At 60.3% G+C, this 25,652-nt stretch carries 20 protein-coding genes; 12 read left to right on the plus strand and 8 right to left on the minus strand.

Annotated features, from left to right (window positions below):
• The first annotated feature begins 105 nt into the window (after positions 1–105).
• The 7 genes from RVM24_RS17940 (at position 106) to RVM24_RS17970 (ending at position 6,062) form a co-directional block, all read left to right on the plus strand.
• A complete protein-coding gene (locus tag RVM24_RS17940) occupies positions 106–1,431 on the plus strand; it encodes a DASH family cryptochrome (protein ID WP_374813934.1) in 1,326 nt (441 codons plus the stop codon).
• Positions 1,428–1,916, plus strand: coding sequence for a DUF6231 family protein (locus tag RVM24_RS17945; protein WP_061331195.1), 489 nt, complete (start codon positions 1,428–1,430; stop codon positions 1,914–1,916). Before RVM24_RS17940 ends, RVM24_RS17945 begins: the two co-directional genes overlap by 4 nt.
• A complete protein-coding gene (locus tag RVM24_RS17950; protein WP_431474493.1) occupies positions 1,910–3,553 on the plus strand; it encodes a phytoene desaturase family protein in 1,644 nt (547 codons plus the stop codon). Before RVM24_RS17945 ends, RVM24_RS17950 begins: the two co-directional genes overlap by 7 nt.
• Positions 3,554–3,562: 9 nt before the next feature.
• Positions 3,563–3,820, plus strand: coding sequence for a TIGR03643 family protein (locus RVM24_RS17955; protein ID WP_061331197.1), 258 nt, complete (start codon positions 3,563–3,565; stop codon positions 3,818–3,820).
• A gap of 56 nt (positions 3,821–3,876) precedes the next feature.
• Complete coding sequence (locus tag RVM24_RS17960) at positions 3,877–4,299, plus strand: YkvA family protein (RefSeq protein WP_061331198.1); 423 nt, start codon at positions 3,877–3,879, stop codon at positions 4,297–4,299.
• A 63-nt stretch (positions 4,300–4,362) separates the two neighbouring features.
• Positions 4,363–5,139: a flagellar motor protein PomA gene (pomA, locus tag RVM24_RS17965; protein WP_061331199.1), complete on the plus strand. Its 777-nt coding sequence runs from the start codon at positions 4,363–4,365 to the stop codon at positions 5,137–5,139.
• A gap of 2 nt (positions 5,140–5,141) precedes the next feature.
• Complete coding sequence (locus tag RVM24_RS17970) at positions 5,142–6,062, plus strand: MotB family protein (protein WP_431474494.1); 921 nt, start codon at positions 5,142–5,144, stop codon at positions 6,060–6,062.
• Positions 6,063–6,066: 4 nt separating this feature from the next.
• On the opposite strand, the gene RVM24_RS17975 is transcribed toward RVM24_RS17970, so the two are convergent.
• From RVM24_RS17975 to RVM24_RS18005, 7 genes are all read right to left on the minus strand, one after another.
• Positions 6,067–7,167, minus strand: a complete 1,101-nt coding sequence (locus RVM24_RS17975; protein ID WP_431474495.1) for a lipocalin-like domain-containing protein — start codon at positions 7,165–7,167, stop codon at positions 6,067–6,069.
• Positions 7,164–9,422, minus strand: coding sequence for an FtsX-like permease family protein (locus tag RVM24_RS17980; RefSeq protein ID WP_286920674.1), 2,259 nt, complete (start codon positions 9,420–9,422; stop codon positions 7,164–7,166). Before RVM24_RS17980 ends, RVM24_RS17975 begins: the two co-directional genes overlap by 4 nt.
• Before the next feature lie 6 nt (positions 9,423–9,428).
• Complete coding sequence (locus tag RVM24_RS17985) at positions 9,429–10,079, minus strand: ABC transporter ATP-binding protein (protein WP_061331424.1); 651 nt, start codon at positions 10,077–10,079, stop codon at positions 9,429–9,431.
• Between the two features lie 39 nt (positions 10,080–10,118).
• Positions 10,119–13,277, minus strand: a complete 3,159-nt coding sequence (locus RVM24_RS17990) for an efflux RND transporter permease subunit (protein ID WP_431474496.1) — start codon at positions 13,275–13,277, stop codon at positions 10,119–10,121.
• Positions 13,274–14,515, minus strand: a complete 1,242-nt coding sequence (locus tag RVM24_RS17995; RefSeq protein WP_286920670.1) for an efflux RND transporter periplasmic adaptor subunit — start codon at positions 14,513–14,515, stop codon at positions 13,274–13,276. Before RVM24_RS17995 ends, RVM24_RS17990 begins: the two co-directional genes overlap by 4 nt.
• A 163-nt stretch (positions 14,516–14,678) precedes the next feature.
• Positions 14,679–16,292: a BCCT family transporter gene (locus tag RVM24_RS18000; protein ID WP_431474497.1), complete on the minus strand. Its 1,614-nt coding sequence runs from the start codon at positions 16,290–16,292 to the stop codon at positions 14,679–14,681.
• Between the two features lie 180 nt (positions 16,293–16,472).
• Complete coding sequence (locus RVM24_RS18005; protein WP_431474498.1) at positions 16,473–18,497, minus strand: TonB-dependent receptor domain-containing protein; 2,025 nt, start codon at positions 18,495–18,497, stop codon at positions 16,473–16,475.
• Between the two features lie 244 nt (positions 18,498–18,741).
• Here RVM24_RS18005 and RVM24_RS18010 point away from each other — a divergent pair, with 244 nt between their 5' ends.
• A complete protein-coding gene (locus RVM24_RS18010; RefSeq protein WP_431474477.1) occupies positions 18,742–19,947 on the plus strand; it encodes an ISL3 family transposase in 1,206 nt (401 codons plus the stop codon).
• A 7-nt stretch (positions 19,948–19,954) separates the two neighbouring features.
• On the opposite strand, the gene RVM24_RS18015 is transcribed toward RVM24_RS18010, so the two are convergent.
• Positions 19,955–20,740: a GntR family transcriptional regulator gene (locus tag RVM24_RS18015; protein WP_431474499.1), complete on the minus strand. Its 786-nt coding sequence runs from the start codon at positions 20,738–20,740 to the stop codon at positions 19,955–19,957.
• Positions 20,741–20,958: 218 nt separating this feature from the next.
• Here RVM24_RS18015 and RVM24_RS18020 point away from each other — a divergent pair, with 218 nt between their 5' ends.
• From RVM24_RS18020 to RVM24_RS18035, 4 genes are read left to right on the plus strand one after another with little or no spacing between them, the layout of a single operon-like run.
• Positions 20,959–22,653: an L-lactate permease gene (locus tag RVM24_RS18020; protein WP_431474500.1), complete on the plus strand. Its 1,695-nt coding sequence runs from the start codon at positions 20,959–20,961 to the stop codon at positions 22,651–22,653.
• Positions 22,654–22,713: 60 nt separating this feature from the next.
• Complete coding sequence (locus RVM24_RS18025) at positions 22,714–23,541, plus strand: (Fe-S)-binding protein (RefSeq protein ID WP_431474501.1); 828 nt, start codon at positions 22,714–22,716, stop codon at positions 23,539–23,541.
• Positions 23,538–24,980: a LutB/LldF family L-lactate oxidation iron-sulfur protein gene (locus tag RVM24_RS18030; protein ID WP_431474502.1), complete on the plus strand. Its 1,443-nt coding sequence runs from the start codon at positions 23,538–23,540 to the stop codon at positions 24,978–24,980. Before RVM24_RS18025 ends, RVM24_RS18030 begins: the two co-directional genes overlap by 4 nt.
• Positions 24,980–25,651 carry a LutC/YkgG family protein gene (locus tag RVM24_RS18035; protein ID WP_061332488.1) on the plus strand — a complete coding sequence of 224 codons (672 nt, stop codon included), beginning with the start codon at positions 24,980–24,982 and terminating at the stop codon, positions 25,649–25,651. Before RVM24_RS18030 ends, RVM24_RS18035 begins: the two co-directional genes overlap by 1 nt.
• The last annotated feature ends 1 nt before the right edge of the window (position 25,652 follow it).

Consider the following 25,652-nt stretch of genomic DNA (forward strand, 5'->3'; position numbering starts at 1 on the left):
ACCTTGGACTTTAGCACGTCAGTGCCCTCAGGGCCTGAAACAGATGCCAATCCTCCGGGCAATTACTGACGTATGAACAGGGGAATATCCTGAGGGTGTAATACTTTGAAAACGCTTTACTGGTTTACCCGCGACCTGCGAATGCACGACAACGCTGCACTATTGGCGGCAGCCCGCTCTGACATGTTGCTGTGCGTGTACGTGGTGGATCCCCGCTGGTTTGCCAACGGGCCATTCCAGTGCCGGGCGATGGGTGAGCATCGATGGCGGTTTCTGTGGCAAAGCCTGACCGACCTGGAGCGCAGTCTGCGTGCCCTGGGGCAGCGCCTGCACATTGCCTTCGGAGAACCGGAGCAGGCACTCCCCGGGCTGGTTCACCAGCATTCCGTTGATCGCGTTATTCGCTCACGCCAGCCCGGCACCATCGAAGCGCAACAGTGGCAGACGCTTCAACAGAAGCTGCCAAACACTCTGTTTCAGGAGTTCGAAACACTGAGCCTGTATACGGAAGGCTCGCTGCCTATGCCTGTCAGCGAGCTGCCCGGAACCTTTTCCCAGTTCCGCAAGCGGATCGAGAAGCAGGGCGACCGGGGCCCCGATCTTCTGCGTATTCGCACGCTGACCGCCCTGCCACCGCCGCCCGGGTTCCCGGAAGACAACCGGGGCGAATGCCCGCCCATCCCGGAACCCTCATCGGCGCTGACGTTTACGGGCGGAGAGGCTGCCGGGCTGGCGCGCCTGCAAGAGTATTGCTTTGGCAACCACAGCATTGCCACCTACAAGGAAACCCGCAACGCCCTGGATGACTGGGAATCGTCCTCCAAGTTTTCCCCCTGGCTGGCCAATGGCAGCCTGTCGGCGCGGGAGGTGGCTGCCACCATCGAAGATTACGAACGCCAGCACACCCGTAACGATTCCACCTACTGGCTCTGGTTCGAACTGCTCTGGCGCGAATACTTCTACTGGTACGCGCTCAAACACGGCAGCCACCTGTTCCGCCGGGATGGTGTGCAACGCAAGCATCGGCAGGTGACCTTCTATGGCCATCGTTTCAAGGCCTGGTGTGAAGGAAACACCCAGTATCCCATCGTCAACGCCGCCATGAACCAACTGCGCGAAACCGGCTACATGAGCAACCGGGCCAGGCAATTGGTCGCCAGTTGCTTCGTGCATGAACTGGAGCTGGACTGGCGCTACGGCGCAGCCTGGTTTGAGCAGCAGTTGGTGGATTACGATGTCGCCAGCAACTACGGCAACTGGCAGTACCTCGCCGGCGTGGGCGCAGACCCGCGAGGCTTGCGGCAATTCAATCTGGACAAGCAGGCGCAACAGTACGATCCTGATGGAGCCTTCGTTGAACGATGGCAGGGCAGGTCTTCGCAACCGGTGGGCCTGCATACCGTGGACGCAGCAGACTGGCCCATTCTATGAGCACATCAGCGGACAGCCCGGCCAAGGTTCTGGCACGAATCATCGACACCAGCCAACCCCAAACCCTGCTTTCTTGCGGAAGCACCGCCAACGACGTTGCAGCCGTCTGGAAGCAGCAGGCAGGGTGCCAGTTACTGACTCTGGACACCAAAGACCCAAACGCCCACCTGCCACCGGCCCAAACACCGGATCTGGCCCTGATCACCGACACCCTTGAGCACCTTCCCTATGAAGAAGGCGCCCTGTTACTGGGCCAGCTGAGGAACTACGGCGCCCACCAGATTGCCGTCGTTATGCCCCAGTCCTCCGATTGGGGCTTTACCGATTTCATCGCTTTGGGTTTCCAGCGCCACGCAGAGCTGGAAACCGAGAACGGCGCACTCACGCTTTACACCTACAATCTGGATACTTACAACCATAAACGGGCCTGGAACAATCCCGATAACTGGGCCAATCCGCACATGTGGGGAAAATCGTGGTGGTAAAGAAAACAACCTCAAAAACACTGACACCCAGCTCCATCCGTATCGGCACCCGCTATCGGGCCAGCCGTTTGAAAGGCCCTTATGACGCCCTGGTGATCGGCTCTGGTATTGGCGGCCTGACCACCGCCGCCTGCCTGTCCAAGGCCGGCTACAAGGTGCTGGTTCTGGAACAGCATTACACCGCTGGCGGCTACACCCACAGCTATGCCCGCAACGGCTATGAATGGGACGTGGGTGTGCACTACATTGGTGACATGGGCGCCCGCCATACTCTTGGCCGCCGGCTGTTCGATTACATCACCGATGGCAAGCTCGAATGGGCGCCCATGGACGAGAACTACGACCGTTTCTTCCTGGGCGACAAGGTCGTCAACCTTCGGGCCGGCAAGGAGGGCCTGCGGCATTCCCTGCTGACGTCGTTCCCAAACGAAAGCGAAGCCATCGATCGCTACCTGGCCCTGCTCGGAAAAGTTGCCGACGGCATGCAGTGGTACACCCTGTCCAAACTGTCCCCGGCCCTGGCCGGCCCGCTGGTTTCCCGGGGCCTGAAAACCGTCCTCCCGGACTGCTTTAACCGGACCACCTACGAGGTGTTAAGCGACCTGACCGACAACCAGAAGCTGATTGGCGCCATCACCGGCCAGTGGGGCGATTGCGGCGTGACGCCCAAACATTCCAGCTTTATGGTGCACGCGCTGATCGCCAAGCATTACCTGTATGGTGGCTTCTACCCGGTGGGCGGCGCCTCGGAAATCGCCAAAACCATCATTCCGGTGGTCCAGGCCGGAGGCGGCGACGTGCTCACCTACGCCGATGTGAAGGAAATCCTGATCGAGAAGGGCAAGGCCGTTGGCGTGCGTATGGCCGACGGCCATGACATCCGCGCTCCGCTGGTGATCAGTAATGCGGGGGTGATCAATACCTTCGAACGACTGCTGCCCGAGTCCGTCGCTGACCGCATTGGCTATCCCGGCAATCGGGAACACATCAAGCCGTCCATGCCACATATCGGTCTTTACATCGGTCTGAAAGGCACGCCCGACCAGCTCGGCTTGCCCCGCACCAACTTCTGGATTTACCCGAGCGCAGACCACGATGGCAATGTGGAGCGGTTCCTTAGCGATCCCCATAACGCGCCTTTCCCCGTGGTCTACATCTCGTTCCCTGCGGCCAAAGACCCGGATTACCAGAATCGCTGGCCGGGCACGTCCACCATCGAGATTGTGGCGCCCACCACCTGGGAGATGTTCGAGCCCTGGCAGGGCTCCACCTGGGGCAAACGAGGTGATGATTACGAGGCAGTGAAAGCCCGGATCACCGACCAGTTGCTGGAGGTGATGTATGAGAAGCTGCCCCAGCTCCGGGGCAAGGTGGACTATGTGGAAACCTCCACACCGCTGTCGACTGCCTGGTTCTGCCGTTACGAGCAAGGCGAACTCTATGGCCTGGACCACACACCGGAACGCTTTGAACAACGCTGGCTGCGGCCGAAAACCGACATCCCCGGCCTGTACCTGACCGGGCAGGACATACTCACCTGCGGTGTGGTGGGCGCGATGATTGGCGGGCTGGTGACCACCCTGGCGATCCGAGGTCTGAAAGGCGCAGGCCTGGCCAAACGGATCTTTGTGGGCTGAGGTGCTGCGATGAGCTCCACACTGACACCTGAAGACGTGTCTCGGGTTATCGAAATGGCCTGGGAAGACCGCACACCCTTTGAGGCCATCGAAGCCTGCTTTGGGCTGCCGGAGAAAGAAGTCATCAGGCTAATGCGTCGGGAGCTGAAAGCAGGCAGCTTCCGGCTTTGGCGCAAGCGTGTCAGCGGGCGTAACACAAAGCATGCCCGGTTGAGGCCGGAGGGTGTTTTGCGGGCTTACTGCCCGACCCAGTACAAACACAGATGACGACATGGACGACTTTCGTTACCGTTACAGTCATCGGATAACCATTGAGCACAGCTATGGCATTGTTCTCTGAAAGAGCAGCAGCAACGCAACTGAAACAGGAAGCAGATAAGGTCGCCAAGGAAGACCTGAAGCCGCTGCTGGAACGGCAGAAAGCCATTGAGGAAAAGGTTCGGGGCAGTGGCCGGCTGCAACGGTTCGCCACCGACGTGCGGCTGATGTTTTCCCTGATACGGGATTACTGGCGGGGCGATTACCGGGCCATTCCCTGGAAAAGCATTGCCGCCATCGCCGGCGCGCTGTTGTATGTGCTGAACCCCATCGATCTGATTCCGGACATCATTTTCGGCATCGGCTTTCTGGACGACGCCGGCGTAGTGGCACTGTGCCTGAAACTGGTGGAATCAGACCTGCATCGCTACGCCGCCTGGAAAGAACACCGGGAATCCGACGATGTCACCACGGTGACAATTGATTAAGGAATAATCAAAGGGTATTCTCTCGCCCCCTGACCTCAACCCCCAGCAGTTAACGGAGTAACCGTGGATTTTGCCACCCTGATCGGCCTGGTCGGCGCCATCATGCTTATCGCATCGGCGGTGATACTGGGCGTGTCTCCCGAGGTATTTTTAAACCCGGCGTCACTACTGATTGTAGTGGGCGGCAGCCTGCTGGTGGTTCTAGCCAAATTCAGCTTTTTCCAGTTTCTTGATGCCTTCAAGGTGGCTGCCCGGGCGTTCAAGTTCAAGCTACCGGAAACCCAGGCCAGCATAGACGAGCTGGTTGAAGTCGCCCAGATTGCCCGCAAACAGGGTGTTCTGGGGCTTGAGGGCCGGGACGTCAGCTCGCCGTTTCTGGCCCAGGGCATTCAGATGCTGGTGGATGGCCAGGACGCCAACACCATCAAGCAACTGCTTAACAAAGAGCGGTTGATGACCCTGGACCACAACCGTTCCGGGGCCAAGGTGTTCAACGCCCTGGCTGATGTGGCGCCGGCCATGGGTATGATCGGTACCTTGATCGGCCTGGTGCAGATGCTGTCGAACATGGAAGACCCGAAATCCATCGGCCCGGCCATGGCGGTGGCGCTCCTAACCACGCTTTACGGCGCCATGATCGCCACCATGATTGCCACGCCCATCGCCGACAAGCTGTCGCTGCGAATGACCGAAGAAGCCCGTATGCAGTCCCTCTACATTGATGCGCTGGTGGCCATACAGGAAGGCACCAACCCCCGAATCATTGAACAGATGCTGTCTTCTTACCTGCCCCCGAAAGAACGCGCAAAGAACGGTGAAGCGGAGACGGCAAGCGACTGACCATGGACGAGTTACCGGAAGAGGAAAAGCGCGCGATACCGGCCTGGGTGGTCACCTTTGCCGACCTGATGTCGTTGCTGATGTGCTTCTTCGTGTTACTGCTGTCGTTCTCCGAAATCGACGCCCAGAAGTTCAAGCAGATTGCCGGTGAACTGTCCAAAGCCTTCGGTGTTCAGCGCGAAATTCCGGCCCTGGAAGTCCCCATGGGCACCAGCCCGATCTTCGACACGTTCTCACCGGCACCGCCGGAGCCGACCGTGGTCAACGAAATCCGCCAGACCACCACCGATCAACAGCCGCAACTGCAGACCCTTAACGACCCGACCGAGCAGACAGTGCAGGACGCCATTCAGGAACAGATGGATGCCAACCTGACAGAGATCCTGGAAGTACTGGAGCCGGCGATCATGGAAGGGCGCATCAACGTTTCGGAAGACCAGCGCCGAATTGTAATCCGGGTCGAAGAGAAGGGCTCGTTCCCGTCCGGATCCGCCCAACTGACCTGGGAATTCGAGGGCCTGCTGCTTGATATGGCAGAGGTACTGGCCGACATGCCCGGCGATCTGGCGGTGGAAGGCCATACTGACAACATCCCGATCCGCACGGAAAGATTCTTCAGCAACTGGGACCTGTCAGCGGCCCGGGCCGCTGCAGTGGCGAACGTGTTGTTGGCGCGGGATCAGGTGTCGCCCGAACGCCTCCGAGTGACCGGCCTGGCCGATACCCGCCCCCGGGTCGCAAACACCACCGCAGACAACCGGGCCAAGAACCGGCGCGTGGAAATCATCATTGACCTGTCCGGCCCCCTGGAAGAACAGGAAATCCGGCTGCGGGAGCTGATTGAAGCCGAGCAGCAAAGCCAGGAAGCAATCATTGATCTGCGGTCTGAGCAGGCTTCACCATCCGGCGACCTGGTCTGGTAAAGCGCTACGGCTCGGAGTAGCCCGTAAGCTCCATATACCCCACCCCTTCGTGACTGCCAGTCACCGTTACCGGGCTTTCCCAGTAGGGATACAAACCATCGTTGGTGTAGTTACCTGGTGGAGCCGACAGCGTCAGATCAATATCATGGTCCGGCACCGCCAAGCGCCACCGGGTGGGCACAGGCTCCGCGCCGGTGCCCGGTTCCAACTGCAACTGGCCCGGAGCCAGGGCAATCGGCTCACCACCCGCCGGTATCCAGGTGCCAGAGCGGAAATGATCTTGCTGCTCCCGAAGCTGGAATGCCATCAGTTTGTCGCCGGAGTCCAGGTGCAGGGCAAACCAGTCCCAGCCCTGCTGGCCCGCTTTCAGAAACTGGCTACTCCACTCCCGGTCGAACCAGGCCTTGCCCCTTACCGGCAGCGTTTCACGCCCTAACCTCACCTGTCCGGTCACCTCGATGTCCACCAGGCTGAAATACATGGACCCTTCACCGCTGGCCGACTTGGCACTAAACCCGTCAACCCCGTGGGCCACCGGCGCCCCCCGCACGGTCAGTTCAAGGTCAAACGCCCAGTAGTTCTCCGTATCGGGCTGCCCATGACTGACCTGTACCTGCCACTGGTTCGGGGACTCGCCCGTGGTCAGTTGCCAGTGGTCGAGCCAGACCTGGAAGGGCTCGGCGGTGGCACCCGCCTGGCCCAGATCACCCCGGGCCAGCCGTTCAACGAACCAATGCTGCTCCCGATAGCTGACGGCGGCATGGGCCATCCAGGCCGCCTGCAATGGCCAGCCCGAGGGCTCCGGTGACGAGGATTCATAATCCCGGGGCTCGATGGCCTGGCGGAACTGGGTCCATTGCAAGCCCAGCGGTTCGCCAGCGTCCGTTTCCAAATTCGCGGTGAGGTACCACCATTCGATGCGATGGGCCGGATGAGGGCCGAAGTCCCGGGGGAAAACCAGTTCCGTGCCCGGTCCCGGCTGCTCAAATCCGTCGTCAGGGCCGGCCGTTCCGCCCAGACCGGCAAAACCCGCGTCTGTGCCCGGCTCGCTGCAGCCTGCAAGCAGCCCGTAGACAAGCAATATGGTCAGCCAACGAAGCCTCATCGCTCTTCTCCCGTCACGCTACCGGTCACCGAAGGGCGAACCGCAGGGCGCCCCAACTGCCGGCGCATCAGCAAGGCAATACAGCCGCCGATGAGCAACGCCAGGGCCAGTAATTCCAACCAGAAAACCGGATAGACAGCCATCGGCAGTGACCAGCCGAAGGCCAGGGGGTTGATGCGCTGCACCAGCACCCAGGTCAGGCCAACACCCAGCGGTAAAGCCAGCGCCGCTGCACTCAGGGTCACTGCCAGCGCCAACAGCAGGAGTTTCCGGAAGATTTCTGCTTTAGTCATACCCCAGACTTCCAGCAGCCGGAAGTACCACAGGCGGGTGGACAGAAATACCCAGCCCATCAGTAACAGGGCAACCGCCGCCAGGGCCAGGGTCAGCACCGTCATGGCACGGGTCAGCATAAAGGTCTGCTCGAACACCCGGTTGGCCAGGTCCTGAATGGCGCGATTGTCCCGGATGGTCAATGCCGGCTCGGCCCAGAGTGCCCGCAACGCGTCAGTGATGGTTTCAATAGGGACACTGGCCGGGGAGATCGAGAAGCTCTCGAAGGTCACCTCAAAGTCCGCCGGTAGAATTTGCCCTGCAATCAGCACTTCCCCCGCAGGCCGGCCGTAATCCGGGTAGATACCCAGCACCGGCAAGTTAAGGGCCTGCTCCGCCAGCACCAGCTCCAGCTCTTCGCCCACGGACAAGTCCAGGCGGTAGGCGAGCTGCTCGTTAACCATCACACCGGCACCAGACGCCAGTGTCTGCCAGGGCTGTGATGTCTGCTCAAGCAGGCCCCAGCCGGTCATCAATGGGCCAACCGGTGCCACGGCAAAGATATCCACATCCTGCCAGGCTTGCCCATGCCGGAAGCGGCCCAAGCCACGCTGGACATGGTGCCAAAGCCCTTCGTCTGCGCTTGGGAGATGCTCCGTCAGCCAGTTGGCAGCCAGTGCGCTGTCCGCGCCCTCGGGCACCTGCACGTAGACATCCGCCGACAATCGCTGGCTCAGCCAGCGATCAAAGGTATCTTCAAAGGTAATCACCAAAGCCTGCACGGCCAACACCATGGCCAGGGAGAACTGTAACGCCACCAGGGGCAACGCCAGGCGCCGGCACAACACGCCAAACTCGGCCCACCACCAGCGCCAACCCGGTTGCGCGCTGGCACGCACACCTGCACCAGAGATCAAGGACAGGCCCCGGGGCATTAACCACCCGATACCGGCTAACACCAGTGCCAGTGCCACAAACAGCAGCCACAAGGCATTAGCCAGCCACACACCAGCCAGGCCAACCGACACCAACAATGTGGCCGCTGCGGGCCGCAGGCGGCTGCCCGGCGTGACGCGGGCAACCATCGGCATCAGCCAATCCACCATGGCCACGGCGAGCAGCAGCACGGTCATCACCAATGCGGGCACCCGCCAGTGATTGCCGCCGGTCGCTAACTGACGGCTATCAAACAGTCCTTCCATGACATTGGTGAAGCCACCTTCCAGTACCGATGCCAGCGCTTGGCCCAGCCAGATACCGGGAATCAGGGTGAGAGCGGCAAGACACAGAAGCTCCAATAGCAGATGCCCGCGCACCCGCCGGCCAGACACCCCAAAGCGGGCCAGGAGCGCGAAACTGTCCCGGCGCTGGGACAACGACAACAGATAGACACTGCGCAGGAGCAACCCGGTAATCAGCAACACCAGCACACTCAAGGCATCCAGGTTCAGCAGGAAACTGTCGCCCAGCTGACCGGTATCCGGTGACAAAGCGAAAGGGGCCACGCGATAGGCCGAGGGCAAAGGACCCTCGCCCGCGGCCAGGATCAGGAACAGCTGCTGTTCGGCGGCCGTTAGAGAAGCTGCGTCGGCGATATCCAGAAACGGCTGGCCGACCAGTGGCTGGCCATCGAAGCTGGCGACATCAGCCTGGCCCTGAAAACACAGGGCTGCCAAAGGGTCGACGCCAATCACCCGGCGGGACTGCCCCTCCGGCAAGACTTCCAGCCAAGGCATCACGCACAGGCCCTGGCGGCGAAGCAAGACAAAATCCTCCACCGTGAGCGCTGCGCCATCAACTCGCTGCACCTGTTCACGCACCTCCACCAGCCGTTCACTCTGGCCGAGGCTGTCGCGGGCCTGGCTGGTGAGGTGGTGAATACCGGTCCACAAGGCGGTGGCCAGCAGCATCAGAAGGGCCAGCGCGGCGCCCTGCCAGGGGTGCCGGCGATAGTGGCTGAATAGGGCGGTAAACACCGTCATGGGCGCTCAGCCCCCGGACCGATGGCCAAGGTCCAGCGTCTGCTGGCAGCGGGCAGCCAGCTCCGGGTCGTGGGTAGCGAGAATCAGGCTGCAACCGGTATCGCCCTGGAGCCTGAACAGCTCATCAGCCACCTCGTTGGCCGTGTTGCGATCCAGGCTGCCGGTGGGTTCGTCTGCCAGAATCAGATCCGGCGCCATGGCGAAGACCATGGCCAGCGCGGCCCGCTGGCGCTGGCCGCCAGACACCTGGTCCGGAAACCGGTGGCCGAGCTCCCCGATATCAAGCACCTCCAGCCAATGTTGGCAACGGGTTTCCGGCTGGCCGGCCAGCGAAGCGCGAAAGCGCACGTTATCCAGCAGCGACAGGGTGGGCATCAGGTTGGCTTCCTGAAACACCACACCGATTCGCTCGCGGCGCAGGCGTGGCCAGTCTGCGGTCCGGCCGCACTCGCCAAACAATGTCACGGTGCCGGCATCCACTTGCTCCAGCCCACACAGAATATTCAGCAAGGTGGACTTGCCAGAGCCGGAACGCCCCATCAGGGCCAACGAACTGCCGGCAGGCAGATCAAAGCCCAGGTCAGACAACACGGCAACGGCCGAATCGCCCTGGCCGAAGGTTTTACGTAAACCGCTGACGTTTACTGCACTGTGCACCTTAACGTTCTCCCCGTTGGCCAATTCGCCCCCCAACGTTCAACCCTGCAGGGGTTCCGGCGTTTCGCCATGGCGCTGCGCCCGCCATTCCCGGAACTGCTCCAGCCACGACAACAGTGCCGGTATCACCAGCAACACCAGGAAAGTGGACAGGCCCAGGCCAAAGGCGATGGACGTCGCCATGGGAATCAGGAACTGCGCCTGCAGGGAGGTTTCAAACAACAGCGGCAGCAAGCCACCGATGGTGGTGAGGGAGGTCAACAGTACCGCTCGAACCCGCTGCACGGCCGCCTCATTGAGGGCATCGGTAATACCCAGTCCTTTCTGGCGCTGCTGGTTATAGAACGACACCAGAATAATCGCGTTGTTGACCACAATACCGGACAAGCCAAACAGCCCGAACAACGACAGAATGGTGAGCTGCAACCCCATCAGCCAATGCCCCAACAAGGCACCCACCAGGGCAAAGGGAATGATCGCCATTACGATCAGCGGCAGACTCCAGGAGGCAAACACCCAGGCCAGCACCACGTACATCAGCGCCAACCCGATCATTAACCCGGTTTTCATGTCATCCATGGTCTCCCGCTGATCGGCAGACCGCCCCTCAAAGCTGTAACGCACACCGTACCGACTGGCGATATCCGGCAGGGCGCCGGCCTGCAGGCTTTCCAGTACCTGATCGGTGGTGGCCACCCGGGTATTCAGGGCCGAGGTCACCTCCACCGCCAGTTTGCCGTCGGCATGGCGCAGGGCCTGGAAACCCTGGCGGTGGTCCAGGTTCATTACCTGGGTCAACGGCACGAACCGGCCATCCGGAATACGCACCATCATTTGCTCGAGGGTGGAATACCGCTCCCGTTGATCGCGGGGTAGCTGCACCCGCACTTCGATCTCGTCACGGCCGTCCTGATAGATCTGGGCAATCCGGCCATCAAAGGCTGCCCGCAGCTGACGCCCGAGATCCACGGTGGTCAGGCCCAGGGCTTCACCATAGGGGCTAACCTGATAGATCAACTGCTCCCGGCCCCAGGGCATGTCGTCTTCCACATCCAGCACGCCCGGCAGGGTACTGAGAGCCTGGGCCACTTCGTCGGCCGCGCGTTTGAGGTTATCGGCGCTGTCGCCGGTCAGGCGAATGTTCACATCCCGCCCCGGCGGTCCGGACTGGCGCTCACTGATGTTGAGCGAATCCAGCCCTGCGGGTAACGGAAGGCGCTTGCGCCATTGCTCAATGAACTCCGGGTTGCGGACGTCGCGCCGATCCGACGGCACCAGTTCCACCAGCATCGAGCCCAACTCATCGTCGTTGCGGGAGCTGCCCTCGGCTCCCTGGGTGGCACCGTAGGTGGTGACCGCATGAAGAATCAGGTTGCCACCCAGCGCCTGCTCTGTTTCATTCAGCGCGCGCTGCATCTCGCGCATGAAATCCGCCACCTCGCGTTTATCGGTACCGGCCACAAAACTGGCGTTGGCATAGAACACCGAGGGCTCCGGTGTCGGGAAAAAATTGAAGCCCAGACGACCGCCAGCCAGCAGACCGACGGTGAGGATTGCCAGGGCCAGAGCGCTGGCCACCGTCACGCCGCGATGCTTCAGGCTGTAACGGGAAAACCGCCGGAACGGGCCATCGCGAAAAGCATCAAACCGCCGCTCAAAGCCATTGCGAAGCCGAGTGACCGGGTTTGGCTGACGCTTTGCAGGCGCCGGCTGGCCCGCCTTTTCAGTTTTACGCTTGAAGGCATGGCGCAAGTGCGCCGGCAGCACAATGAAGCACTCCACCAGCGAGGCAATGAGCACGCAGATCATTACCAGGGGAATGTCCCCCAGAATGTTACCAATCACGCCACCCACCACCAGCAACGGCATAAACGCCGCCACCGTGGTCAGGGACGATGCCAGCACCGGCCAGACCATGCGCTTGGCGGCACCCTCGGAGGCATAAATGGATTCCTCGCCCATTCGGGCGTGGGCGTCTGCGTCTTCCCCCACCACGATGGCGTCATCCACAATCACCCCCAGCGCCATGATCAGGGCAAACAGGGAAATCATGTTGATGGAGCCACCAATCAGCCAGAGCACCGCCAGCGCGGCCAGAAAGGCGGTGGGAATTCCGATCGCCACCCACATGGCCACGCGCCCCGGCAGGAACAGGTACAGCAACCCCACCACCAGCACCAGACCACCCAGGCCGTTGTTGACCAACAGGGAGATACGATCCTGCAACAGCTGCCAGGTTTCGTCATACACTTCCATTTTGATGGAATCCGGCAGCACCGGCCGGGTGTCTTCCAGCCAAATTTCCAGCACCTTGGCGGCGGCCAGAGAGTTGCCGTTTTCCGAGCGCTGCAGCTGTAGTTCCACCGCAGGCACGCCATGGTTCTCCATCACCGTCTGGTTGTCACGGGCTTCCTGGCGGATGATAGCGATATCGCCCAGCTGCATCCGCACCCGGTCACCACTGAGCACCGGAACGGTTTCAAAGGCCTGCGGGCTACGCCGTTGCTCGATGGAGCGAAGTTCCCGGGTAGCGTCCTGCTGCGCCATCATACCCGCTGGCAAATCCCGTGACAGGGAGGCCACCCGATCAGCGATCTGTTCAAGCGACAGGCCGAGGGTTTCCAGCCGTTCCGCCGGCACATCGATACTGATTTGCTGCTCCGGTAAACCACGGATAGCGATGCGGTCAATCCCCCGGTCCAGCAGCTCATCTTCAAAGCGGTACACCAGGTTGCGCAGTTCACTGCGGTCCACGTCGCCATAGATCAACAGGCGGGCTACCGGCTCATAACGTTCGATGCGGGCTACCTGCGGTTCTTCAGCGTCAGCCGGCAGGTTATTGAACTCGTCCACCTGCTGGCGCACGTCGTCCACCGCCTGAATCGGATCGGTGCCCTCATGGAATTCCAGAGTGATGGAAGAGATGCCCTGAGCGGAGGTAGACGTCATTTTCTTCAGGCCATCGACACTTCGGAGCCGTTGCTCCAGAGGGTCCGTGATCCCCCGTTCGACGTCCTCGGCAGACGCACCGCTCCAGACCACCCGCACACTGACCACATCCAACGCAAAGGTAGGAAAGAACTGGATGTTCATCCGGCTCAGGGCCAGCACACCACCAAGAATCATCACCAGCATAACCAGATTGCCGGCTACCCGGTGGTGGACGAAGAAACCGATAATGCCTTTCCTGCGCCTCACTCTGACGACTCCCCGTTGTCACCGGCCACTTCAACTTTCAGGCCGGTCATGGCATTGGGGAGGTGGGTAATGATCAGGCGGGCGCCTGGCGTAAGCTGCTCACCGGCGATCAGCAAACGACGTTCGCCGTTACTGGCTATCGCCTCGCCGATGCGCTCTACCTGCACCCGCTGCATGCGCTGATCGTCGGTCATCAGATAGATGCTATCGGCGCCGTACAGGGCACTGAATGGCACTTCCACCGCCTGTTCCCGGGCGGGTCGCTCAAGGGTCAGCGGCAGCAGCGCACCCGGCCTCAAGCCCGCCGGCGCCCCGTCGAGCGTCAACACCGCTTCGGTGCCTGCGGGGTCAGCAATCCCGGCAAAGCGGGTTAACGTGAACCGATGCTCCCGGTTGCGGCTGTAGGCGTTGAGGATGTCACCCCGCTCCAGCGCCCCGATCAATTCCCGCTGGAAGACTTCCGGCACTCTGGCGCGCACTTCGAGCCCGGCCAGCGGATAAATCGACAACAGCGACTGATTGCGGGATACCTGATCACCCACCGCCACCTGCACGTTGGTAACCACACCATCAAAGGGCGCGACGACGCGGGCCCTGTCACCGTCCCGTTCTGTGGCCGTCAGGTTAGCGGTGGCTTGCAGTAATCTGGCCTGTAAGCTTTGCAACCGGGCCGGGTGTTCATCGATGGCCCGCGCCCGGGTACTGACCGTCAGTTCCGCCCGGGCCAGGGCGTCGGTTGCCGTTTCCAGGTTCTCCCGGGAAGCCAGGTTCCGACCCACCAGGGCTTCAATCCGTTCGAACTGGCGGCGGGCGTTGTCCGCAATGGCCTGCTCACTTTCCAGGGCGCGCTGGTCGTTCCGATGGCGAACCTGCTCCGAGCGGATCTGGGCCTGCAAATCCTGAACCTGAGCACGGGCCTGGGCAAGAGCCGGCTCAATGTCTGCTTCGTCCAGGGCCAGCAAAAGGTCACCAAGGCTCACCCGGGCACCCTCCGCTGCCGGGCGCTCGGCAATGCGGCCAGCCATGGTGGCAGCCACCGTTTGCTGGTCAGGCGCCACCACTTCACCGTACAACGGCAACACAGGCACCCCGGTAGCTGGAGCCACGACCTGAACCTCTACCCGCCAGCTACGTTCGGTGGCGGCCACTTGGGCAGGCTCGGGGCGCGTTGCCTTGAGCACAATGAAGCCCGCAATACCCGCGGCCAGAATCAGGAGAGGAACAAAACGTTTGTACATGGGTAGTGTCTACGCTCAGGATGGTTGAGTCGCGCTTTCGCGCAAAGTTACTATACAACCCGTTACCGTATTCGGATTGTTAACAGGGTGCGACAAATATTCACAGCCACAACCGACAGTCAGCCAACATCAGAAAATCCATCCGGTACCATTCAACGGATGATCATTCGTTTTTCCCAGGCTCCTCGGGCTTCAACCCGGGTTCAGAGCCAGCCCGCTCATCACCAAGGTGATCGTTTTCTGCCAGTAAGCGCAGCAAGCGCTCTCTGGTCATGGCCTCGTGCAACTCGATCTGCCGCTGCTCGTTTCGCAGTGATTTCAACAGGGCAACAGCCATAAAAATCATCAACACCATGAACGGGAAGGCAGCCAGTATTGAAATGGTCTGGAGCGCTTCCAGTCCGCCACTGAGCAACAGTACCCCGGCCACCGACACCTGCACTATGCCCCAGGTCAAACGGGACCAGCGTTTCGGGTTCAGAACCCCTTTACTGGCAAACATACCCAGGACAAAGGTAGCCGAGTTTGCGGAAGTAATAACGAACAGCACGATCAGCACCAGCATCAGGCCGCCAATAATGGTAGTGCCCGGCAGGTAGTTCAGGGTGGCGAACAGGGCCGAGCTCATCTCCGCCAGCACGGCGTCACCCAGGGCGGCCCCCTCAAACAGTTCGAAATACAACGCGGAGCCGCCAAAGGTGGAGAACCAGACAATACTGAGCAACACCGGCATGCCAATCACCCCGAACACAAACTCCCGGATGGTTCGGCCCCGGGAGATCCGGGCAATAAAACTACCGACAAAGGGTGCCCAGGACAGCCCCCAGGCCCAGTAGAAGATGGTCCATCGCTCCACCCAGTCATCGCCGGTGTAGGGTGTCATCACCAGGCTCATGCCGACCATGTTGGCGAAATAGTCACCAATGGCATTGGTCATGGCGGCGGTGATGAAGTCGGTAGGGCCCATAAAGAACACAAACACCAGCAACCCCGCCGCCAGCAGCATGTTGGCGTCACTCACGAAGCGAATCCCACTCTCCAGAGGCGCCAGGGAACACAGCAGGAACAAAACCGCAACGCCGGCGAGAATGAACAGTTGTGGGGTGACACCGAACGCGGTACCGGCCACCGCCCCCAAACCACTGTTGATCTGGATGACGCCCAGGCCTAGGGTGGTCGCCACCCCGAACACGGTGGAGACAACGGCGAGGATATTGATGGAATGTCCGATGCCCGAGTCCACCCGGTTACCCAAGGTGGAGCGGAAGGCTTCACTGATCAAACCGGGGCGTTGCAGGCGGAAGCGCACATAGGCAATGGCCAGACCCACCAGGGCAAAGTTGGCCCACTGGTGAAAGCCCCAGTGAAACAAGGAATACCGCATCGCCATGCTCGCGGCCTGTGGGCCACGGGGCTCAGCCGAGTCAAACGGGGGCGCCACAAAATGGCTCATGGGCTCGGCCACGGCCCAGAACACCAGGCCAACACCCATACCGGCGGAAAAGATCATGCCCAGCCAGGTCAGATAGGAAAACTCCGGTGCCTCACCATCGGCACCCAGGCGAATCTTGCCGTAATTACCGGCAGCAACGGCAATGCAGAACACCAGAAATCCAGAAGTGGCAAACAGATACAGCCAGCCAAAATGCAGGGTGGTGAAATCCAGTGCCTCATTGGCATAGCGTGACAACTCGGCGGGCATCAGGCCCCCGGCCACCACAAACAAAACCAGCAGCACGAAAGAACAGTAGAACACCCAGCCGGGTCGATGACTCATAACAAACCTGATAATCCGATGACTTTAAAAACGAAAGCGCTTTCATTCTAGCCACATTCGTCCAGCCATTCCGAATCCCGGACCACCTCCTCAAAAAAAGGCCCCGGGCAGACTGGCTGTCTGCCCGGGGCACAAGATCACCCGCCGGCTATGAGAAGCGGGCAACCGCCATAATCGATGTCACCAACGCGCGGTCAGCGCGGCGCGTACGGTACGACCAGGTTCATTAACCCTGAACACACCGCTGTCTGCCAGGTTGTCCTTGCTGACATGATACGCCCAGGTGTTATCAAACAGATTATCCAGTGCCCAAGTGAAGCTCAGGTTCGCCATCAATGGATGGGTGCCAGAGAGATTAATAACGCCATAGCCCGGAGAGGTGCTTGGGTCCAGGCCGGACTCCAGATCTACCCGGTCCTGCCGGCGCGCCAGTTGCCATTCCGCTTCGATGGTATGGCCCTGATGCTGCCACCCGAGAGTTTGGATAAACTGAACTGGCGGAATGCGAGGCAACGCCTTGTCGGCATCCCGGTTCTCACCGCGAACGGAGGCGAGTTTGCTGCTGGTACTCCAGGTGCCGTTGCTCCAGCCAACCAGACCTTCCACACCCAGTAACCGGGCATCTATGTTGGCGTACCGGGTATCCACCGTGCCATCGGGATTGCGGGTATCAAATCGATAAACATAATCTTCCACCTGGTCTACCCAGACCGCCGGGCGCCAGCTCCAGTTGCCATCACGGCCAGACAGGCTCACTTCCAGCTTGTTGTGCTTTTCGGTTTCCAGATCAGGATTACCAATCCAGGAGCCTCGCATCGTTCTCTGGGCAACGTAGCGCTCGTTCACGCTGGGGGAACGAACACTGTGGGAAGCGGTGGCTTCCAGAGTGTTGGCCGGAGACAAACGCCACTCGCCGGTGATAAAGCCGCTGACATTGTTATCGTCGGCCTTGGTGTCCGTGACTCCATAGGCGCTCATATACAGCATCGCCGGGGTCATGGTCATGGGCGCCCCGGGCATCATCCGGAAGCTGTCTCCGGCGCGGGTGGCATCCATTTCAACCCGGTCATAGCGGATACCGGCACCCAGGCGGGTATTGACCCGAATCCGGTGAAATGCCTCCACGAAGACACCAACACGGTCCCGCTCCACACCCGGCCACATCAACGACGCCGGGTTGTCCAGATTCATGCCGTTGTACATGGTGGCATCCCACTCATTACGTTCCACGTCCAAACCAATGGCGATGTCTTTGGTAAAGTTGATGGTCTGATCCAGCACCAGGCGGGCACCCTGGGTGCGGGTTTGCGAGTCGGTCTGCATTTTCATGGCAGACTCCCGCAGGCTGAAGTTATCCATCACATGGTCCACGTCTGCCTGCCAGGCCATCAGGCTCCAGCCACCCTCGGCCACCGGTGCGCCGATTTCCATCCGATAGAGGTCAGTATCGGTTTTTGGCGCATCCATGCCACGGCCCGGGAACTTCACATCCCGCTCTTCCTGCCGGCTGACCAGGCCTTTGATATAAAAGCCGTTGTCTGCGGTCCAGGCAGCATCCACCCGGCCCTCAGTGTTCTCATAGGAACTGCGAACCTTGTTGCCGTCGCCGTCCTCATAATCGTTGGCTTCGTCATAGCCGGCGGCCATCCGCAGGTAGGAGGCTTTACTGCCAACAGCTACACTGCCATTCATTAACTTGCCATCACCATTGTCTGCACCACCCAGAGTCAGGTGCCCGGTGGTCAGGTTGTCATCCGCGAATTCCGGAGCCGCCGTGGTCGCCACTACCTGCCCCCCGGCAATCGGCCCCCAACGCAGGGTGCGATTACTGGTGCGCACTTCCAGCACCGGTGCCAGCGAGGTACTCAATCGACTGGTGGGCGGGTCCATCCGGCTTGGGCAGGCACCTTCAACCCGCATGCCATCCAGCAGCACGTCTACCCGTTCCTCGTTCTGACCTCGAATCACCGGGTCGAGCCCCCGCCCCCCCATTCGAGACAGAGACACCGACGCGCTGCCCGACAACCGCTGTGCCGGCTCCGACTGCACGGCGGCAGCCGAAAGCCTTGCCGCCTCTGCAGATTGCCCCTCCGTCACCCGTATCAGCAACGAATCTTCTCCTTCCATCTGGGCGTGAACGGCGGGAGTGAGGGTCAAGCCAGCCAACACCAGGCTGATACTGCGAGCCAGACGTTTCTTGAGCATGCAGGGCGTTCCTTTTAACAGCGCATTTCAAACGGGGGGAATGGTGATTTTTGGCAATTTTAAAGGGCGAGGGCATTGCTGGCTTGAGACACAATGCCGCACCCCGAAGGAGGTATCCCGGAAGGCAAAGGGTGAATAAATTTGGTTCATCGCGGGTTAGCGTGAAAAAGTAGGAGACGGCGGTCAAACCGGTTAGTTTTGAGTTCGCCAAAACAACAAACCTGACCGACTCACCGCCGTCCCTATGAATGCTAATCCTCTTGCCCTGTTCTGGGAAGGATTCACGATAGAATCGTATGCCCAGATTGACGCTCAATCTCTGCTCATCCGACTGCAACCTGCCGACGATTACTTGCCATGCTGCAGTGGTTGTAATCAGCACACGCTTGCCATCCATGACATCAGCACCCGACGAGTCCGAGAACGCGACCTGTTCCAATACCGCGTCTGGCTGGACGTGCCAGTTCGCCGAGTTCGTTGTACGACCTGTGGCCCCAAGCTTGAACAGATTCGCTGGTTACCAGGGCGACAGCGTCTGACGGCAGGCATGGTCAGTTGGATTGAATCCCTGGTACGACTGATGCCGATCCAACATGTGGCAACGCTGCTAGGGTTGCATTGGCATACGGTCAAGGCCATCGACCATCGGCGCCTCAAACGAGAAGTGACTGAGCCAGATAAACGCCGGATTCGTCGACTGATCATGGATGAGTTCGCCTTGTTCAAGGGACACCGCTACGCCACCGTGGCGATTGATGCGGATACTCAACAAGTCCTCTGGGTTGGAGAAGGCCGCAGTCGAGCAGCGGTACGCCCCTTCTTTGAATGGCTGGGGCCGGAAACCTGTGGCCAGATCGAAGCCGTGGCGATGGATATGAATACCGCCATGGACCTGGAAGTTCAGCACCACTGCCCACAAGCACGGGTGGTCTATGACCTGTTCCACGTTGTAGCAAAGTTCGGACGGGAAGTGATTGACCGTGTCCGGGTCGATCCGGCCAATCAGCTTCGACACGACAAGCCGGCTCGCAAAGTAGTGAAACGAAGTCGCTGGCTGTTGCTCAGAAACCGAGGCAACCTCAAGGACGAGCAGGCTCTGAAGCTCGAAGAACTGCTGCAAGCCAACCAGCCCCTGATGACTGTCTACGTCCTGAAAGACCAGCTCAAAGAGCTCTGGTACGCTCCCTCAGAGGCCGATGCCAGACAACGCTGGCAAGACTGGCTAAATCTGGCTATGAGTAGTGGGCTGGCCCCCGTGCAGCAGTTTGCCAGGCGCCTCAAGGGCTACGTCGACGGCATTATCGCCAGCGCGGTCTACCGGTTGAACACCAGTGTGTTGGAGGGAATGAACAACAAGATCAAGGTGATCAAGCGGGTGGCCTACGGCTACCGGGATAACGACTACTTCTTTCTGAAGATAAAAGCAGCATTTCCCGGTAAAGCGCGATGAACCTTTTTTATGCCTGTTCGTCAGCGTTGTGCCGTTCCCGGCGCAAGGCCCGCTGTTTGCGCCGTTCGTTTTCCGAGTGTTCCGAGATGGTCTGCTGGACAAACTCGATGTGGTGGCCGGCAATCGCCCGGGCATCCTCGGCCCTTCCTTCCATGATTGCCTGAAACAGCCGGGAATGCTGGTCGACCAGGCCCTGCCGGGTTTTGGCGGCTCTGGCATACATGCCGCCGATGTTGGTCACGATGTTGTTCTTGAGCATGTTGAACAGGTTACGCATGGTGTGCATCAGCACCACATTATGGCTGGCCTCGGCGATGGCCATGTGGAAGCGGGCGTCCGCTGCGCCCTCGGCTTCCAGGTTGTTGCCGGAGCTGTCGCGGTAACAGGCATCCAGGGCGGTCCAGGCTTGAGTCAGGTACTGGCGGTCAACTTCGGTGGCTCTTTGCGCTGCGTAAAAGGCGCAGTCTGCTTCCAGCGTGCGGCGAAATTCCAGCAGGTCGCGATGGGCTTCCGGGTGCGTCTCCAGCAACTTGATCAGTGGGTCACTGAAACTCGCACCCAGCGTTTCGGTGACAAAGTTGCCCCCTCCCTGGCGGCTGTGGAGCAGGCTTTTGGCGGCCAGTTTCTGGATTGCTTCTCTCAACGAAGGCCGGGACACACCGAATTGCTCTGCCAGCACCCGCTCCGGAGGTAACCGCTGGCCCGGTTGCAATGTGCCTTCCAGAATCATGGTTTCCAGTTGCTCAACGATGGTGTCGGCGAGGCGCCTGGGCGCCACCTGATTGATGGCCATGTACGGCTCCGGTTGATAAATAAATTGGTCTTACCAATAAATATTAGCCTGCTTTGTTCTTGTTTTCCCAGTAAAACCCTGAGGCAATTAGACGAATGTCGAAGGCCTTGCTTTTGACAGCCCAAAGGGTGTTCAAATAACGTACTTGGACAGACTTGTAAATTGGTATTACCAATTATCCAAAAATAGTATCCAACAACAATACTCTGGAGAAAATCATGTCGTCCGGATTGCTCGCCCTGTTGGCATTTGCCCCGATTCTGCTGGCCGGAATCCTTCTGATAGGCATGCGTTGGCCTGCCCGCCGCGCCATGCCTGTGGTGTTCCTGGTCACTGCGCTGATCGGTTACGGCGCCTGGGATATGACCTTGAACCGCATTCTGGCCTCCACCCTGCAGGGTCTGGTGATTACCATTGGCCTGCTTTGGATTATCTTCGGCGCTATTTTGCTGCTGAACACGCTCAAGCACTCGGGAGCCATCACCACCATTCGGGCCGGCTTTACCAACATCACGCCGGATCGCCGCATTCAGGCCATTATCATCGTCTGGTTGTTCGGTAGCTTCATCGAGGGCGCCTCCGGCTTTGGTACGCCGGCGGCCATTGCCGCGCCCCTGCTGGTGGCGGTGGGTTTCCCGGCTATGGCGGCGGTCATGCTGGGCATGATGGTGCAGAGTACGCCAGTATCCTTCGGCGCTGTGGGTACTCCGGTGGTGGTTGGGGTAACCACGGGTCTCGACCGTGCCACGATTACCGAACGACTGGAGGCTCTGGGCTCCAACTGGGATGTGTACCTGCAACTCATCACCTCGGAAGTGGCTATCACCCATGCCGTTGTCGGTGTGGTTATGCCGTTGCTGATGGTGACCATGATGACCCGCTTCTTCGGCAAGAACAAAAGCTGGAAAGAAGGGTTGGAGGTGCTGCCGTTTGCCCTGTTTGCCGGTGTTGCCTTTGTGGTTCCCTACGCGCTGACCGGTGTGATTCTGGGGCCGGAATTCCCGTCTCTGCTGGGTGGCCTGATTGGCCTGGCGATCGTGACCATGGCGGCGAAGAAGGGCTTCCTGATGCCCAAAAACGCCTGGGATTTTGCCGACCGCAAGGACTGGCCCTCGGAGTGGCTGGGCAGTATCGAGATGAAGCTCGAAGACATCGCGGCCAAGCCCATGAGCGGTTTCCGCGCCTGGGTGCCCTATGTACTGGTGGGCGTCGTGCTGGTGCTGAGCCGGACCGTCGACCCGATCAAACAGGCCTTCACCAGCGTTGGTGTATCGTTCTCGAATATTCTGGGTGAGGCAGGCATCAATGCCGGTGTTCAGCCTCTGTACCTGCCGGGCGGTATCCTGGTGATGGTTGTTCTGGCAACCTTCTTCATTCACCGCATGAGCGCTCGTGCCCTTGGGAATGCCGTCAAGGAATCCAGTGGTGTGCTGTTGAGCGCAGGCTTTGTTCTTCTGTTTACGGTGCCGATGGTGCGGATCCTGATCAACTCGGGCGTTAACATGTCCGATTTGCCCAGTATGCCGCTGGCCATGGCCACCTGGGCCGCCGATGCCGTGGGTGGTATCTATCCGCTGCTGGCACCGACCGTGGGTGCGCTGGGTGCCTTTCTGGCGGGTTCCAACACCGTATCCAACATGATGTTCAGTCAGTTCCAGTTTGGTGTCGCTGAAAGCCTCGGCCTGTCCACCGCCCTGATGGTGGCGGTGCAGGCCGTGGGTGCCGCTGCCGGTAACATGGTGGCCATTCATAACGTGGTGGCCGCCTCAGCCACGGTGGGGCTGTTGGGCCGTGAAGGACAGACCCTGCGCAAGACCGTGTGGCCGACCCTATACTACCTCTTGGCGACCGGTTTGATTGCATTGCTGGCGGCCTATGGCCTGGGTGTGATGGACCCGTTAATGGGCCGGTAACGCTGACATAACGATGACGGGCGGGCGGCCGGTGGCCGTATCGCCCGGAGGCAATGACTGATGAGTGAGCTGTTCTACGATGCCGCCCCCAATGCCACCCGTGTGGCTCCGGAGCGCCCCACGCCCCGGACCTACCCGGCAAAGCCGGCCGAGGTCACGCTGTTTGGCACCTGCGTGGTGGACTTGTTCTTCCCCGAGGCTGGGCTGGACGCCATCCGCCTGCTGGAACGGGAGGGTATTCGCGTACATTTTCCGCAGGCGCAGTCTTGCTGCGGCCAGCCGGCCTGGACCTCTGGTTACGTGAATGAGGCCCGGGAGGTGGCGCGGGCACAGCTCAATCTGCTGGATAATGGCTTGCCGGTGGTGGTGCCTTCCGGTTCCTGTGCCGGCATGTTCCGGCAGCATTATCATGAAGTGTTTGCCGAAGAGCCGGATACCCTCGAGCGTGTTGAAAGCCTGGCCGAGCGCACGTTCGAGCTGACCGAATTCCTGTTGCACGTCTGTAAAGTGGACTGGCAGGACCTGGGCCAGCCCACGCAGATTGCCCTGCACACCTCCTGTTCTGCCCGTCGGGAAATGAACACCCACCTGCACGCCCGGGAACTGCTGGGCAAGCTATCCAACGTGCAGCGACTGGACCACGACCATGAAAGCGAGTGCTGTGGTTTCGGTGGTACGTTCTCGGTGCGCATGCCGGAAGTCTCCGGCGCCATGGTGCTGGACAAAACCCGTTCGCTACGGGAGTCCGGCGCGGTGGAAATGGTCACCGCCGATGGTGGCTGCCTGCTCAACATCAATGGCTCCCTGGAAAAACAACAGCAGACCTTCCGGGGCCGGCACCTGGCCAGCTTCCTGTGGGAGCGGGTCAGCGGTGAGGTGACGCCATGAGCCAGCGCATACCCATTAAGGAGCTGACCGACAGCTTCCGTGGCCGCGCCGTGGGTGCCCTGGCGGACGACCAGCTGCGCACCAACTTCCGGGTGGCTATGGATTCGCTGATGAAAAAGCGCGCCGATGCTTTCCCGGATGAAGACGAGCGCGAAGGCTTGCGGGAACTGGGTAACCACATCAAGGCCCGGGCCCTGTCCCGGTTGCCGGATTTGCTGGAGCAGCTGGAAGCCAAACTGACCGACAATGGTGTGAAGGTCCACTGGGCGGAAACCACCGAAGAAGCCAACCGGATTGTCCATTCCATCATCGAGGCAAAGAAAGGCGCTCAGGTGGTGAAAGGCAAATCCATGGTCAGCGAAGAAATGGAGATGAACGACTACCTGGCCGAGCGCAACATCGAGTGCCTGGAGTCCGATATGGGCGAATACATTGTCCAGTTGGATGGTGAAAAGCCCTCCCACATCATCATGCCGGCCATTCACAAGAACCGTTTTCAGGTATCCAGGCTGTTCCATGACAAGCTGGGTGTGGATGAAACCGAGGATGTGAACGAGCTGATCCAGATTGGCCGGCGCACCCTGCGCCAGAAGTTCCTGGAGGCGGACGTCGGGGTGTCTGGCGTCAACTTCGCCATCGCCGAAACCGGCACCCTGCTGCTGGTAGAAAATGAAGGCAATGGCCGCATGAGTACCACCGCGCCGCCGGTGCACATTGCCGTGACCGGCATTGAAAAGGTGGTGGAAAACCTGCGGGACGTGGTGCCTCTGTTGTCGCTGCTGACCCGTTCCGCCTTGGGCCAACCCATCACCACTTACGTGAACATGATCTCCGGCCCGCGCAAGGCGGATGAGCTGGATGGCCCGGAAGAAGTCCACCTGGTGCTGCTGGATAATGGCCGCAGCGGCGCCTTTGCCGATGCCCAGCTGCGCCAGACCCTGAACTGTATCCGTTGTGGCGCCTGTATGAACCATTGCCCGGTGTATACCCGGGTGGGCGGCCATACCTACGGTGAGGTGTATCCGGGGCCGATCGGCAAGATCATTACGCCGCACATGGTGGGCCTGCACAAGGTTCCGGACCATCCCAGCGCGTCGTCATTGTGTGGTGCCTGTGGCGAAGTGTGCCCGGTGAAGATTCCAATTCCGGAAATGCTGCAGCGATTGCGGCAGGAAAACGTGAAAAGCCCGGCCGAGCAGCCAAAAGTGAAAGATGGCGGTGCCAAATACTCCCGCAAGGAGCGGGCGATCTGGCGCTTCTGGGCAAGACTGAACACGTCGCCGGTGTTCTACCGGTTGTTCCTGTGGGGCGCGACCCGCTTGCGCAAGCTGGCACCGAAAAACGTCGGCCCATGGACCGAGAACCACTCAGCGCTGGTGCCAGCCCGCCGGTCGTTGCACGATCTTGCCAAAGCCCATCTGAATCAGGGGGATCGGTGATGAGCGCTCGCAGCAATATTCTGAACAAACTTCGTGCCGGCCTGGCCGGCACCACGCCCCGGCCTGATGATTTTGACGAGGGTCTGGTTACAACTCCCTGGCAGTACGCCCCGGAAGACCGGATTACCCGCCTGCGCACTTTGATGGAAGCGGTACACACCGAGGTTCATCAGGTCACCAGCGCCCAGTGGCCTGCCAAAGTGCAGGAATTGCTGGAGAGCCGAGGTTTGGGCAATCTGCTATACGCCCCAGGCACCGCCCATGGCAGACAGCTGGCGGTGCACTGGCAGAGAAGCAGTGCGAAAGTTCAGTTGATGGTCTACGACCGGCCCATCGAGGAATGGAAAGATGAGCTGTTCTGGAAGGTGGATGCCAGCATAACCGGCACTGTGGGCGGCATTGCAGCCACCGGTTCTCTGGTGCTCTGGCCGGACCGTCATGAACCGCGCCTGATGAGCCTGCTGCCGCCGTTGCACATAGCCCTGCTCAAGGCTAGTGAGGTGGAAGACAACCTGTACGGCATGATGCAAAAACACAACTGGTCCGCGGGTTTGCCCACGAACCTGTTACTGGTCTCCGGCCCGTCCAAGACTGCGGATATCGAGCAGGTGCTGGCTTACGGTGCCCATGGCCCGAAAGAGCTGGTGGTCCTCATCCTTGAGGACGCCTGAG

Origin of the sequence: Marinobacter sp. KM021, assembly GCF_050707965.1 — a bacterium.
Taxonomy (GTDB): Bacteria; Pseudomonadota; Gammaproteobacteria; order Pseudomonadales; family Oleiphilaceae; genus Marinobacter; species Marinobacter shengliensis.

Bases quoted from the DNA above. Each gene is read 5' to 3' on its own strand.
- RVM24_RS17995 (WP_286920670.1), bottom strand. From the start codon at position 14,515: ATGTACAAACGTTTTGTTCCTCTCCTGATTCTGGCCGCGGGTATTGCG.
- RVM24_RS18015 (WP_431474499.1), bottom strand. From the start codon at position 20,740: ATGGCCATCAATCAGGTGGCGCCCAGGCGCCTCGCCGACACCATCGTT.
- RVM24_RS17970 (WP_431474494.1), top strand. From the start codon at position 5,142: ATGGACGAGTTACCGGAAGAGGAAAAGCGCGCGATACCGGCCTGGGTG.
- RVM24_RS17980 (WP_286920674.1), bottom strand. From the start codon at position 9,422: ATGACGGTGTTTACCGCCCTATTCAGCCACTATCGCCGGCACCCCTGG.
- RVM24_RS18020 (WP_431474500.1), top strand. From the start codon at position 20,959: ATGTCGTCCGGATTGCTCGCCCTGTTGGCATTTGCCCCGATTCTGCTG.
- RVM24_RS18035 (WP_061332488.1), top strand. From the start codon at position 24,980: ATGAGCGCTCGCAGCAATATTCTGAACAAACTTCGTGCCGGCCTGGCC.
- RVM24_RS18030 (WP_431474502.1), top strand. From the start codon at position 23,538: ATGAGCCAGCGCATACCCATTAAGGAGCTGACCGACAGCTTCCGTGGC.
- RVM24_RS17955 (WP_061331197.1), top strand. From the start codon at position 3,563: ATGAGCTCCACACTGACACCTGAAGACGTGTCTCGGGTTATCGAAATG.
- RVM24_RS18000 (WP_431474497.1), bottom strand. From the start codon at position 16,292: ATGAGTCATCGACCCGGCTGGGTGTTCTACTGTTCTTTCGTGCTGCTG.
- RVM24_RS18010 (WP_431474477.1), top strand. From the start codon at position 18,742: ATGAATGCTAATCCTCTTGCCCTGTTCTGGGAAGGATTCACGATAGAA.
- RVM24_RS17975 (WP_431474495.1), bottom strand. From the start codon at position 7,167: ATGAGGCTTCGTTGGCTGACCATATTGCTTGTCTACGGGCTGCTTGCA.
- RVM24_RS17960 (WP_061331198.1), top strand. From the start codon at position 3,877: ATGGCATTGTTCTCTGAAAGAGCAGCAGCAACGCAACTGAAACAGGAA.
- RVM24_RS18025 (WP_431474501.1), top strand. From the start codon at position 22,714: ATGAGTGAGCTGTTCTACGATGCCGCCCCCAATGCCACCCGTGTGGCT.
- RVM24_RS18005 (WP_431474498.1), bottom strand. From the start codon at position 18,497: ATGCTCAAGAAACGTCTGGCTCGCAGTATCAGCCTGGTGTTGGCTGGC.
- RVM24_RS17945 (WP_061331195.1), top strand. From the start codon at position 1,428: ATGAGCACATCAGCGGACAGCCCGGCCAAGGTTCTGGCACGAATCATC.